Genomic DNA, 13,834 nt, shown 5'->3' with positions numbered 1-13,834 from the left:
TGCACCTTAAGATACTAAATCTTAAGGACAAAAAACAGAAAACCCCGCCATTTTTTAATGACGGGGTTATTTTTTTTTAGAGACCTTTTTAGACAGCCCCTTTTTTTTGTGTATTATTTATTAATAAGAATAGCTGAAGCTAAAGCTTGGTACCAATTTTTCTTTTGGACTAAACTGGTTGATATAGGTCAGTTTTGCACCGACTCCAAAGTCTGGAAGGACATATTTAAACAGGTTAAAATCGGCGGAAAGACCGATTCCGAAGGATGTCGGTTCGGCCTTGCTGCTTTGGATATTTTGATAATCAGCGAAGAAATACCCATGGAACCGCTTGATATATACTAGCTGTCCGATAGCCCAATCTGGATAAGCGATAGGGAAACGATAATTCATCAGTAAGGTGTTTTCGACCTTTGGAGAGTTGAAATGTGCATATCCACTAACCATTGGAATATCATAGGATACATTATATCTTCCGTCGGCTTTTTGGTAAGATAATCTAGCCTGAAAGCCATGGTTTTTGAAGAATCCGGGGAAATAGAAGTTTGTTCTAACGGCGAATAGGGTACCCTCCAGAGCCTTTTCAAATGGCACATGTCGATATATAATATTGAAATTTTGCCCCCATCGAGGGATTAAATCCATTTGACTTCTCCTTTGATTTCGATTGAAATAGACTTGATAATTTAGTGGAAATGCGATTTCATCGTGGAAACCATTGAGGGTAGAGATGCTCAAATTGTACCTTTTTTGATAAGAAGTACCGATGTTTAAGCCATAGCTGTAAGAAGTTTTTCCACGATAAATGCTGAGTGGGATCTGCATATCCAGGCTGTAAACGTGTTCTCGGAAGTCGAATTTTGTGAATTCATTTTCGGTATTTTGCTTTTTAGCATAGCCGATTTGGCCTCTATTCTGGTATGATAAATTGAATTTTGGGTAGTATTTTTGGTATAAAACCTCGGCGGAATAGATGCTTTTTTCCATATCCAAGTCGTATTCATAGCCCACTTTTAGTTGGGAAGTATTCAATAAATCATTGGCAATCCAGAATATTCCAGGGCGGTAATTATCAAAATTTTCAAAATTATTACCACTTAGACTAAGACTATGGAAGTTGAAAAAATGACTTAAAGGGTTGTAGTCGCTAGTTTCAAACTCTTGATTTCTCCTGTTTGAATTTGCTTGATATGGGCTATTAATGCGATGGTCAAGAATAGGATTGACCTCGAATTTAGGATCAATTTGTTGTCCATACAGTTGTGAAGAATCCAGTTGAGCAGCTTTATAACCGTTGTATTTATACTCGTTGAACAGTAGATTTTGATCATTTCCTAAGCTAGGGTTGAAAGCTCCGAAGCTTGAATTCGATAGCTGATAGAACTTGTTTTCGGAAGAAGAATAGCGGTATAAGTTGTCAATATTTTGAAACTGTGCTTTAAAAATGAGGTCATTTCCCCAGTAGATTGGGCGTTGATATTCTTGATTTGCCCAAGGAAAAAGAGCTTTGAACTGTTCAGATTCAAGGTCGATTTCGACAATATTGGTTCCATTTGGGGAGATGGCGATGGCGGCAATTTTGGTTTCATCCTTGTTTAAACTATGCTGTTGTAGGAGGATTCCTTGGGGAAAATCGATGATTTTTCGGGTTTCTTTCGACAAACGGTCGATATATAAGAGGCTAGAGACATTGTTTTGATCCACTTGGATAACATATACCTTTTCAGAATTATCGCTTAATATAGGGCTGTAAAATCGGGAATTTTTCGAGAGATCCTCAGTTTTGCCTGTTTTTAGGTCTAAAATTCGGACTATATTATAGGTTTGCTTTCCAAAGCGAGCGTCTTTTCTGAGTTCATCCCAGACCAAAAAATCATCATTTACATGAAAATATGGGCTGAGTTGATAACCGATTTTTATGATTCCTTCTTCCGAATTTGCGGTTTTTTTTCGGATTTCAGGAATAGATTGAGGGGATTGAACCAGGCTAAAAATAGCCTTTGAATTATTGGATTGGGGTAGATAATAATGGGTAGGATATCGATTATTATCTTCAAAAATGAAGTCAGAATTTGAGAGGTTTTTTGAAGAATCCCAATCATTTTTCAGGCTCGCGATTGTAGCTTCATAGAGTTTTTTACTACTCAGTTTTGTATACTTTTTTAGGGCTATATTAAAGTTAAAAGGTCGCCATAAATTAGCTCTCATATCCTCCATAATTTTCTCCTTAATGGAGTAGCCAAACTGGTTAGTTAGGTAGCTGTTCATGCTGTATCCGGTCAGGTAATAGGAGGGGGTGATATCTTTGAAAGAGCCTAAGATATTCTTACTAAAAGAGTAGTCTTTTCCGGAGAGCAGGTTGGTTCGAAGTGGCATGAACCAAGCCGTATTTCTACCTCGCCCACCGGCGGAATATTGTGTTTCGATGGAGACTGCATCGCCTTCGAAGTACCAAGCTGGTAGGTGTAAACCATATAAAGCAAGGGCAAGTTGTTGGAAAAATGGCCCTTGAATTTTGCCTGTCAATTTGTCAAATTGGGCTACATGGCGGAGCTCATGTTGGATTAGATTGGGGAGCCATTCGGTATTGTCACTAGCCGGTCCTGGAGTAGAAAAAGCTTCCACTTTTCGGGGTGCGAGTTGAGCGAATCCATTTTGTTCAATATGATTTTCGTGAAGAATTATTGAAATTTTCTTGGGATGTCTGTTTAAATCCTGGCTCGCAAATACAATCATGCTGTCGATCTGTTGGGCGAGGAGGGAGGCTGAGTTTTGGAATTCCTGAGGGAATATAAGTTGGAAATTTTTAGTATTTATCTGCTTCCATTTTACCCTAGAAGAGGCTTGTTCGTTGTCAATAATTTGAGAAAAACTTGTTTGTGTATTTATGATTAATATAAATATGTATAAAGTACTGATAATTAATTGTCTATATCGTAAAATTAAGCCTAAAAACCTCATTTGCTAAATATATTAGTAAGAATTATTGATTTTAATTGAATTAAATATTTTGGTAATAAATGTAAATGATTGAAAATAAGAAATATAAAACTTTTATTTGTTTTGCTGTTTTGGCTCTTATTTTGCATGTTTTTTATGTATTAATCTCAGTTATGTGATTAATTATTGATTCCTTGATCAGCTTTGTAAATGTAGGTTAATTTGTTAATATATTCAATAGTGTAGGCTTTCAAATTTGTTTTTGAGAGGTTTTGGATTTTTATTGATTGGCTTGGAAAAATTGAGTTTGAAAATCGAATTATTGAAGAAGGATAATTTTAGGGGTTTGGTACGAAAGAATTTTGATGGCTGAATTTAAGGCTTTTTATACTTACGATTTTTCGGTTTGATTTTGGGAATGAATAAATGGTTGAGAATTCTCAAGTTTTTGGATTTTCCTAAGCCTGACAAATTGGCTTGATTTTGGGTTTGTATGTTGGGGATTTAGAGTAGTTGTGGGAGGTGATATTTATTGATTAAAAATTAATTATATTATTATGGTAAAAAAAACGACTTTTGCACAAACGATTTTTGGACCAATGTAGGATAATAAAATAAAGGAGGCGTATGGAAGAATTAGCAATGCTTGTAGCACATGTTGAGGAATTGATTGAACGTGGAGATCAGACCGAGCTTGCGGATTATTTGAACGAACTAAATATTTCGGATGTTGAAGAATTGATCGACGAACTTCCCGAATACGGTCCCTTGTTTTTAGAAACATTAAGTCTTAAAAGAGCGGTAAATGTATTCCGTATTTTAGACTTCCCCACCCAAGAAAGAATCCTTAAAAAATTACCGGCTAGTAAGATTCGAGAGCTTCTCAATGAGATGCCTCCGGATGACCGTACATCCTTCTTTTCAGAGTTGAAGGGAGATGTTGTAAAGCGGTTGATTATTCTCCTTACGCCGGAGGAGCGAAAGGAAGCTTTATCCTTATTGGGATACCCTGAAGATTCGGTAGGTCGTTTGATGACTCCGGACTACATCACGGTGAAGGAACATTGGACCATGCCGAGAGTTTTGGATCACATCCGTCGATATGGGTCAGCATCTGAAACCATTGATGTTTTATATGTGATCGATGCGGAAGGGAAATTAATAGATGACGTTCGGATCAAGGATATCTTATTGGCGGAACCCGAGAAGGTAGTTGCAGACTTAATTGATAATCGATTAATCTCATTGCATGCGGACGACCCACAAGAAGAGGCGGTGACTATTTTCCGGATGAACAATCGGGTAGCACTTCCAGTTGTTGATGAGCAAGACATCATGTTGGGTATTGTAACGATCGATGATATCTTATGGGTGGCGAATGAAGAGTACACCGAGGATATGCAACGTATCGGGGGTACGGAGGCTTTGGATGAGCCGTACTTGGATGTTTCGATTTGGCATCTCGTGAAGAAAAGGGCGGGATGGCTTATTGTGCTATTTTTAGGCCAGCTGTTGACTTTTAATGTCCTTCAGCACTACGAGGCTAAGTTCACCACTATTCTTGTCTTGTTGATGCCTGTAATCATGTCTAGCGGGGGGAACTCGGGTTCTCAAGCATCGACTTTGATTATTCAGGCGATGGCAATGGGGGAAGTGACTCTTCGGGACTGGTGGTTGGTTATGAAGCGAGAGATTTTATCCGGATTGCTTTTGGGAATTATCTTGGGAGTATTAGGATTTTTTAGGATTGCTGTTGAGGAGGTGTTCAAATCGACTTATGGAGATACTTGGTATTTGTATGGGGCAGCCATTGGGAGTTCGTTGGTAGGTGTCGTGTTGTGGGGATCCTTGGTAGGTTCGATGTTGCCATTTATTTTGCGAAGGTTTGGTGCAGACCCAGCGAGTTCATCCGCGCCATTTGTATCGACGATTGTCGATGTAACGGGCTTAGTGATTTACTTTAGTTTCGCAACTTATATCTTGCGGGATGTACTATTTAAATAATTCTAATTGGTTTTGAATTACTTGCGATAAAACGCGAAAAAATATTTGCACTTCTCGGTTAAACTTCCGATAATTGCATCACCGAAAACGAAAGGGACGGTTTAAACTCCTGAATAGCTCAGTTGGTTAGAGCATCTGACTGTTAATCAGAGGGTCGCTGGTTCGAGCCCAGCTTCAGGAGCAAACAAAAAAAGCTGTTTTTCGATAAGAAAAACAGCTTTTTTGCTTTTTAAACGAGGATTAGAGACATCTTCGCTTGGGATCATACCGAAAGTTTGGGGGGTTAAGATTTTTAAGCATACAATTTCATCACTCTGTACAGGAAGAATGTTGTGTCCCTAACGCCACGGAAGACGCTCCTGAAAGCTTTGAGTTTTGCATTGAATGATTCTGCCGATGCATTAGTACTTCTGTTGTCGAAGTAATGGAGAATGTATTGATGATGAGCTGCAATTGATCTTGCTACGCTCTCAAAGGAAGCAATGCCCGCATTCTCAACCTGATTATGCCACAGGCCTAGTTTGGTAAATGCGACCTTTTTGTCCCGGCATTTGTTGAAGATGTCTCCTAAGGCAATTCCAAGATCATAAGCCTGTTTTAGCTTAGGAAACCGCATGAACAGCAATTCAGCCCGGTTTTTTTGGCTTTCTGACCATCGGCTGGGATGCTTGAACAAAAGGTATCTGGATCTAGCCAACAGCTGTTTGAGCGTATCACCATTAGGCAATAATTCCGGTTCATATGGGATTCCTCGCTTTCGCGACTCCATTATCTTCTTGCTTTCTGCATCCAACACCTCCCAACGATATTTGATACGGAGTTCCTGTACGGCATCATAGGCTAACTTTTGGACATGGAACCGATCGACCACACGTCTAGCGTTCCTGAAACATCTACGGATAGCCTTGGCCATGTTGGGAGCCATATCCATGGTCACCTCCTTTACCTTATTCCTTGATCGCAAGGGTATTCGCTCAAGAACAGCTATGATATCCTCAGCCTTTGTGCCTTTAATAGTTGCTAGGATCGTTCCTTTACGCCCTTTTGCCGATTTACTGCTAACAATGGTATATAATTCACCGTTGCTAAAGCTGGTCTCATCGATGCTCAGGTGTTCCGAGATGTTTTCAGGGAACAATGTCCAGCTCTCTGCATGCGGCTTTTGGTCCCAATCATGGAAATCACTGAGGTGATTCTTGTATTGATCCTGTAGTTGCTTGCCGTCCATCTGGAAGAACAGACCTACCAATTGGGCGCTTACAGGATAGCTATCCAAATATCTTCTTTAAAAAAAGCCCGAATTCCGTAGTCATTCGAGCGCCCTCACGCACTAGGTTCCAATCTCTTGTGATGATATCTCCGGTATCCAGTACCGTCCAGCGACGGCGACGGATATGTAGCGTAACTTTCTGGCCTCGAATGGGAAAGTCTGAAATCTCGGTGGAAGGCATAAAACCCTTTGACTCCAACTTGCTGTTCTCATAACCTGTCGGAGCAATATTAAGTTCATCTAAATAAATATGGAGTTGATTGTCGACCTGATCGACTTCTAAGATCTGGAAGTATTCCAAAAGCCCTTCGGGCATCAATAAGGATAGTAATTTACGTTCGGCTTCTTGCAAGGGATATCTGTATTAAAGACGCTAAACTAAGAAATTTCTAACACTCCCCCCAAGAATTCAGCTTGATCCTTCGCTTGGCCGATCGGGTTCTCCGGTTCGGTGTGATTTACATAGTTTTTTGTTGAACTTCACGTCATTTTGTTACAAATATGTAACAGAAATTCTGGCGTGCTTAAGGAAAAAATTATGGCAACCGTAAGCGCAAAAATTTATGAACATCACAAGAAAGCTGATGGCACTTACAATGTGAAAATCTGTGTCTATCACAAAGGTAAAAGAAAGTACATTGACACGACCCATTACGTGGTCAGAAAGCAACTGACCAAAGATTTCAAGATCAAAGATCCGTTTGTTGCGGATGTCGTCGAGCGACAGTTGCGGGACTGCCGAAAAACGATCAGCGATCTGGAGACAAAGCTCGACCATTTCTCTGCGGAAACCCTGCGGGATTTTCTAAGGGATATGGACGAAGATGTTGATTTCGTTAAATTCTGTGACGAGCATATCAAGGGACTAAAAGAGGTTGGAAGAATCAAGAGCGCAGAAAATTTCAATGTTGTGCGTAACAGTCTCGTGGACTACTTCAAGACGGACTCCTTTTCTATAAATCAAATTCATTACACGATGCTCCTGTCGTATGAACGCTACTTGAAATCCGAACGTACCATGACCCGAATAAATCAATTTGGCAATCCTGTCACGACAACGGTAAAAGGTGTGAGCAGTTCGGCGGTACATAACTATATGCGAGACCTCCGCACCTTGTTCAACGGTGCAAGAAACCGTTACAACGAAGAGGATATTGGTATATTCCGCATCAAGCATTATCCGTTCAAAAAATACAAGGTCGGTTCGCCACCGCCACGGACGAAAGAGAAGCACAACACCCTTGCAGAAGTTGTGGCTATCAAGAATTGTGTTACAAAATCCGGTAGCCGTGCAGAACTTGCCAAAGAACTGTATATGCTTTCGTTTTATCTCTGTGGTACAAATGCTGTAGATTTTTATCAGATAGGCCAACAGAACATCAGAAACGGACGGCTTGAATACAACCGTTCAAAAACTACGGAACGGAGAAAGGACAATGCCTTTATCAGTATCAAAATCACGGATGAAGCGAAACCCTTATTGGAAAAGTATATCGGCAAGCTGGCAGCACGTTATTCCACTATCGGATGCCTGAACAAAGCTTTGAGCAAAGGAATGGAGCAGGTATGCCGTATGACGGGGCTGGCGGGCGTAACATTCTATTGGGCAAGGCACACCTTTGCCAATACCGCAAGGAATGATTGCCGTATGTCCAAAGATGATGTAGCCCTTGCACTGAACCACGTTGATGAGGGCAACCGTACAACTGATATTTATATCGCCAAGGATTGGAAGATTGTGGATGATGTGCAAGGGAAAGTCATTGCACGGCTAAGAAAAGCTGAAGCAAAGCTGATGGGAATCCTTTTTTTGTTGTAAAAATTGTGTAAAACGTTACGATTAAGGAACTAAAAATACTAGAGGTCAATGATAAATGTGTTAAAATAGGATTATTTTGCAGATAGAGTTTATCCCAAATAATCGTTTTCTAATCTTTGTCTTCTGTTCACTAAATCAAGTTTACAATTACTACGACTGATAGAAAACAGTTCGATATAAAACTTTTTTTTAGAAAATAGTTTGAATTCAAATTATTTGTTTTACATTTGCACAATGAAAATTAAAGAAGCTACAGAAATAGCTAAAATAGCAGAATTGATGGAAGTTATGCGGGATATCCGGAAAGCTTTGTATTTACATTTTTCACAGAAAGTGAAGGAATACAAACTCGATGTTACTATGGAAATGCTTGAGGTACTGTATGTTCTGTGGAATAAAGACAATGTCAATCAACAGGAAATCGTTGATAAGACAAACCGAAATAAGGCAAGTCTTACTTCGTTGATTGATAATTTGACAAATCGTGGTTTGGTTGAAAGAAAACCTGACCCGACCGATAGACGTAATAATTTGATTGTATTGACCGAACAAGGTAGAAGCTATCAAGAAAAATTAATTCCGATTCTCGATGAAGTATATCAATCTTTTCAAGTGGATATTTCTGCTGAAGAAATGAGTAATACAGTTGATATACTCAATAAGATGCGTAATAGAATTAATGACTAAGTCTATTTTTTTGAATAAATAGTTTGAATTGAAACAGTTTAATATAAAATTAATGAAGATTAGAAAATTAGGTCCGATGCTGATAGCAGGTATATTGTCGATAAGCACAATGTACGGACAGGAACGCAAGATTTCTGTGGATGAATTGTTTGAGCTTGCTAAAGAAAACCACCCAAATCTGGCAGTGTCAAAAGCAGATATTGATATTGCAAGGCAAGGTGTTGAAGTTGCTAAAAACGCACAACTTCCTTCATTCAGTGCCGGATTGCAAGCATATTATTTGGGCGATGCACATATCATCGACAAAGATTTTTCCAACTCTACACGAGTAGATATGCCGCACTTCGGGAATACGTTTTCCGTGGAGGCAAGCCAATTGATTTGGAAAGGTGGTTTGGTCAAAAATGGTATCAAAGCGCAAACTTTGCAAGAGGAATTGATGGAGCTCAATTATCAATCGAACGAGCAGAATATCAAACTTTTGGTCTTGGGTTATTACTTGGATTTGTACAAGTTGCTCAATCAAAAAGATGTCTATCAACAGAATATCCAGTTGGCAGAGCAACGTATCGACAACATCAATAAGTTTTTTAACGAAGGAATGGTCACTCGGAATGATGTTATCCGTGGCGAATTGCAATTGTCTAACCTCAACTTGGCATTGCAAGTAGTAGAAAATAACCGTCAAATACTCAATAAACAGCTTACCACGGCGTTGGGATTGCCAGAAAGTACACAAATTGTGCCTGACGAAACCTTGCTGAACGACGTTCCAAAAGCATTGTTGATGGACGATTACAGAACGTTTGCTCAGAATCATCCAACGGTATTGATGACCAAAAAGGCGGTGGATATTTACGAAACTTCCGAAAAAATTGCACGTGCAGATATGATGCCTTCACTTTCGGCATTTGCAGGGAATCAATTGGCTCGCCCGATTACGACATCTTCGCCTGTGTTAGATATGTACAACCACGGTTGGAGTGCCGGACTTTCGCTGAATTTCAACATCGATGCCCTATACAAAGCACCGAAGAAAATGAAGCAGGCACGTTTTGAAAAAGACAAAGCTGTTGCTCAGGCAATTGAAACTGAACAAATGATTGATGTTGCTGTGAATGCCGCTTATGTCAAATACAACGAGGCATTGACGCAAAACAACACATTGGGTACAAACAAAAATTTGGCAGATGAAAATTACAGGATTATGAACAGTAAATACAACAATCAGTTAGCGATTTTGCTGGATTTGATTGATGCAAGTAATCAGAAATTAGATGCGGAATTGCAGTTTGCCAATTCGGAAATCAGTATTGTATATGCATACTACAAATTGTTGAAAGAAAGCGGGAATTTGTAAAAAGAAACAAAGAGTAAGGAATTAAGATAAAATAACAAGGATAATATTTCCCATTTGGGGATTTAAATAAATACTAAAATGTCAGAAAATACAAATAACAACCAAGAAAACACACCGCAAGATGTTCAACAATCTGCGGAAACGAGAAAGGAAAACAAGCAAAAGTCTAAGCAGAAAAAGACCAAAATCCTCAATATTTTTATACTTATTTTGGTTTTGGGTGGGCTTTATTTTGTAGTAAAAACTTATTTCAATGTTGGGAATGATAAATATACCAATGCTGCACAGGTAGAGTCGTTCATCAACCCGATTAACACACGGGTTTCAGCGTATATCAAAGAAATTCATTTTGTAGAACATCAATACGTGAAAAAAGGCGATACCTTAATGATTTTGGATGACCGTGAAATCATCACACAATTAGGACAAGCAGAGGCAGCTTATATGGCGGCTGTAGCATCTAAAAATGCGACGTCAACTTCGGTCAAGACAGCAGCCAACAATGTCAATACGGTCGGTGCAAATGTGGAAGCAGCTAAAGCAAATATCGAAGCGACCAAAGCACGGTTGTGGAATGCCGAGCAAAACTTCAACCGTTACCAAAACTTATTGGAAGACGAAGCTGTAACTCGCCAACAATTCGACCAGATAAAATCGGATTTCGAGGCACAAAAAGCACAACTGGAAGCTCAGATTTCACAATATCAATCTGTGATTAACTCCAAAACGACGAGCGAATTGTCGGTAAACGAAGTGCAGGCAAGATTAAGTATGAACGATGCCGAAATCAAACGTGCCGAAAATGCGTTGGAAATGGCAAAGCTAAATCTTTCGTACACCGTGATTACCGCTCCACACGACGGAATAATGGGTAGGAGAACTGTTAATGTCGGACAATTGTTGAATCCAAGTCAACAGGTCGCTACGATTGTAGATACAGAAAACATTTGGATTACGGCAAATTACCGTGAAAAACAAATGGGTAATGTAGAAATCGGCGGTTTGGCTACTATCAAAGTAGATGCCTTGGGCGGAAAAGCCTTTGAAGGAAAAATTACCGCAGTTTCGGGAGCTACTGGAGCAAGATATGCAGCTGTTCCGGTAGATAATTCAACGGGTAATTTCGTGAAAGTACAGCAACGTATTCCTGTTCGTATCGAATTTACTGAAAACAATAAACCCGAAGAAATCAAGCAACTTCGCACCGGTATGAACGTGGAAGTAACATTGAAATAGTTAACTCATCACTCCTCCCTCTCCTTTGGAGAGGGTTGGGGTGAGGAAAAACAAAATTTATGTACAATAAAGCACCTTTTGCAAGTTGGGTTCCTAAACCTGTGATGTTGTTATTGATTTTGGGAATATTATTCCCAGTGATGACCGTTTCGGGCGTATATACGAGCAACATCACGGATATTTCGGGAGCTTTAGCAACTTATACAGAATATATCTCGATGGCTAATAACGCTGGAGCCATCGGGATGGGCTGTGCCATTATGATACTGATGCGCATCAAGATGCGTTTCCGTACCAAAGAAATCATTGCCGGTTCAGCAATTATCCTCGCCATATTATCCTATATGTGCGGAACAACGGACAGCCCTGTTGTGTTGATAGTATGTAGCTTACTTATAGGCTTTTTCAAGATGTTTCCGTTGATTGAAATGGTTTTGCCAGTGATGTTCATTCTTTCTCCAACAGGTGACCGAGGGAAATTCTATGCGATATTCTATCCGTTGTCTATTGGGTTTGCACAACTTTCGGCGTATTATTTTGCTCAGATGGTATTCGACGGCAGTTGGCAGACACCGTATTTGTTTATGTCCGCAATAATGTTGGTGATTGCAGCACTATCACTTATTTTTCAGCACAATCAACGTTTTGGTTTTAAGATGCCACTGTATCAAATTGACTGGTTTTCACTGGTTGTATTCGCAGCTTCGATGATGTCGCTGAATTATTTCTTTGTGTTTATGAAACAGCAAAACTGGTTTCATTCACCCAATATTGTTGGTTCGCTGATGATTGGCGTGGGACTATTTATTGCCTTAATATACAGACAAAATTCCCTCAAGCGGAAGATGCTTGATTTTTCGGTTTTCAAAAAGAGAAATGTCAGTCATTCGTTAATATTGTTGCTGTTTTTGGGCTTATATCTGGCAAGTTCCTCGGTTTATACACAGTATGCGATTGGTGTCTTGGGATACAACAATCTAGTTAATGCACACACCAATCTTTGGATGATACCTGGTATCGTCATCGCAGGAATACTGGCGTTTTACGGCTTCAAAAATAAATGGTATCTCAAGTATTACATTGCTTTAGGATTTGTATTTTTTGCACTGCATACGCTTTGTCTTTATCTGATTATTCAACCTCAAATGGACATACGTTACCTTGAATATGCGTCCATATTAAAAGGTCTGGGAATGGGTATTCTGTTTATTGGGATATGGTTTTATGCCTCGCTCAACCTGGGAATGAATGAGATGATGGGAATGATTGCTGTATTGATTGTCGTTAGGTCTTTTCTGGCTACAGCTCTTGGTGGTGCCATTATCGGGTGGGCAAGTTATCAATCACAATGGCAAAGCTTGAACGATATTTCGATGTATCTCGATGCAGGAGCTATTCCGAACGGTATGGCAATTTACCAAAACATTAGTCTGAACGCGTTAATGGCTTCAGGAAAAATCGTATTGGGAACATTGACTTGGTTGGTTGTGCCGATATTGATTTTCATAGCAACACATTCTTACGGTAGTTTCCATTACAAACGAGTGGTGTTATTACGTAAAAAGATTAGAGGAGACTCCATTAAAGGATATAGGTTTTAGAAATTTTGAAAACTAATAAAATGAAAAAAATATTGTTTTTAACGGATTTTTCTAAAGTAGCCGAAAATGCTTTTATCTATGCATTGTCCGCTGCGGAGAAAATAAAGGCAGAAGTTCACATTCTTCACGTTACACACATTATAGAGACGAAAGATGAAGAGGAACAGAGTCGCATACATCCTTTTGCTGCCTTCTATAACGAACAACTGGAATCCGACGAACGGTCTGATTTCAAAGTCGAGGCTGAGAAATTGGAAAAGATTGCAGAGGACAATAACAAACTGGGAATTCCTGTAGAATTTCATTTTGAGAAAGGCTATTTTCAAGAGGTTGTAGATGATTATATTGATGAATTGGGTATTGATGTCGTCGTGATGGGGACTTCCGGAGCGAATACGGTCGATAAAAAACTGTTTGGTTCTAATACCGAAAAATTGATGAATCATTTGGAAATCCCTTTGCTTGCCATTCCAGCGGATATAGCTTTTTCCGAAGTACGGAATTTTACCCTCGCTGTAATGCTGAACGACGACGAATATAAAATCGTAAATCGTTTGAACGAAAGTTTGCAGACTTTTGGAGGAAATCAGCTAAAATGTGTGTATGTGGCAGGAAGTGAACAGGAAATAGAGAAAGTCGAGACGAAGATAGAACAATGGAAATCGAATATCAGTAACCCTGAATTTTCGTTGGAAATCGTCATAAATCCCGATGTAATCGACGGATTAAACGATTTTATGAACAGCAACCCAACTGATGTGTTGTGTGTGATTCATCGGCACAAGAGTTTTATGCAACGGCTGTTCAGAGCCAATTACAGCAAGCGTTTGCTACAATATTCAAACACCGCTTTACTGATTTATAACAGTAACTGATTTCGATTTAGTACCAAATTTTATAGTTATTTTTAACAAAAT

General features: G+C 39.4%; 10 protein-coding genes and 1 tRNA gene. 8 read left to right on the top strand and 3 right to left on the bottom strand.

Annotated elements, in window-relative coordinates; genetic code table 11:
* Positions 1-120 precede the first annotated feature (120 nt).
* On the bottom strand, positions 121-2,961 hold the full coding sequence (locus tag ACF3OC_RS14760) for a hypothetical protein (RefSeq protein WP_392469628.1): 2,841 nt from the start codon (positions 2,959-2,961) through the stop codon (positions 121-123).
* Between the two features lie 606 nt (positions 2,962-3,567).
* Between ACF3OC_RS14760 and mgtE the strand changes: the two genes are divergently transcribed.
* Both mgtE and ACF3OC_RS14750 read left to right on the top strand, forming a co-directional pair.
* Positions 3,568-4,944 (top strand): magnesium transporter, encoded by a 1,377-nt coding sequence (gene mgtE / locus ACF3OC_RS14755; protein ID WP_392469627.1) that lies wholly within the window; start codon positions 3,568-3,570, stop codon positions 4,942-4,944.
* 107 nt (positions 4,945-5,051) lie between these two features.
* Positions 5,052-5,125 (top strand) — tRNA-Asn (locus ACF3OC_RS14750).
* A 111-nt stretch (positions 5,126-5,236) separates the two neighbouring features.
* On the opposite strand, the gene ACF3OC_RS14745 is transcribed toward ACF3OC_RS14750, so the two are convergent.
* A complete protein-coding gene (locus tag ACF3OC_RS14745) occupies positions 5,237-6,220 on the bottom strand; it encodes a transposase (RefSeq protein WP_233449869.1) in 984 nt (327 codons plus the stop codon).
* The gene (locus tag ACF3OC_RS14740) at positions 6,213-6,566 is read right to left on the bottom strand and encodes a transposase (protein WP_094258934.1); all 354 of its coding nucleotides are present in this window, start codon (positions 6,564-6,566) and stop codon (positions 6,213-6,215) included. Before ACF3OC_RS14740 ends, ACF3OC_RS14745 begins: the two co-directional genes overlap by 8 nt.
* Before the next feature lie 186 nt (positions 6,567-6,752).
* Here ACF3OC_RS14740 and ACF3OC_RS14735 point away from each other — a divergent pair, with 186 nt between their 5' ends.
* The 6 genes from ACF3OC_RS14735 (at position 6,753) to ACF3OC_RS14710 (ending at position 13,792) form a co-directional block, all read left to right on the top strand.
* Positions 6,753-8,033, top strand: a complete 1,281-nt coding sequence (locus tag ACF3OC_RS14735; RefSeq protein ID WP_165438719.1) for a phage integrase SAM-like domain-containing protein — start codon at positions 6,753-6,755, stop codon at positions 8,031-8,033.
* A gap of 234 nt (positions 8,034-8,267) precedes the next feature.
* Positions 8,268-8,720, top strand: a complete 453-nt coding sequence (locus tag ACF3OC_RS14730) for a MarR family winged helix-turn-helix transcriptional regulator (RefSeq protein ID WP_099371737.1) — start codon at positions 8,268-8,270, stop codon at positions 8,718-8,720.
* 52 nt (positions 8,721-8,772) lie between these two features.
* Positions 8,773-10,080 carry a TolC family protein gene (locus ACF3OC_RS14725; RefSeq protein WP_214649548.1) on the top strand — a complete coding sequence of 436 codons (1,308 nt, stop codon included), beginning with the start codon at positions 8,773-8,775 and terminating at the stop codon, positions 10,078-10,080.
* 78 nt (positions 10,081-10,158) lie between these two features.
* The gene (locus ACF3OC_RS14720) at positions 10,159-11,316 is read left to right on the top strand and encodes an HlyD family secretion protein (protein WP_099371736.1); all 1,158 of its coding nucleotides are present in this window, start codon (positions 10,159-10,161) and stop codon (positions 11,314-11,316) included.
* A 59-nt stretch (positions 11,317-11,375) separates the two neighbouring features.
* Positions 11,376-12,917, top strand: a complete 1,542-nt coding sequence (locus ACF3OC_RS14715) for a hypothetical protein (protein ID WP_099371735.1) — start codon at positions 11,376-11,378, stop codon at positions 12,915-12,917.
* Between the two features lie 20 nt (positions 12,918-12,937).
* Positions 12,938-13,792, top strand: a complete 855-nt coding sequence (locus ACF3OC_RS14710; protein WP_185214046.1) for a universal stress protein — start codon at positions 12,938-12,940, stop codon at positions 13,790-13,792.
* Positions 13,793-13,834: the final 42 nt, after the last annotated feature.

Origin of the sequence: Sphingobacterium cellulitidis (assembly GCF_043187465.1) — a bacterium.
Lineage (GTDB): Bacteria > Bacteroidota > Bacteroidia > Sphingobacteriales > Sphingobacteriaceae > Sphingobacterium > Sphingobacterium cellulitidis.
Note: the sequence above shows the minus strand (reverse complement) of the source record. Positions and strands in the feature narration are given on the sequence as shown.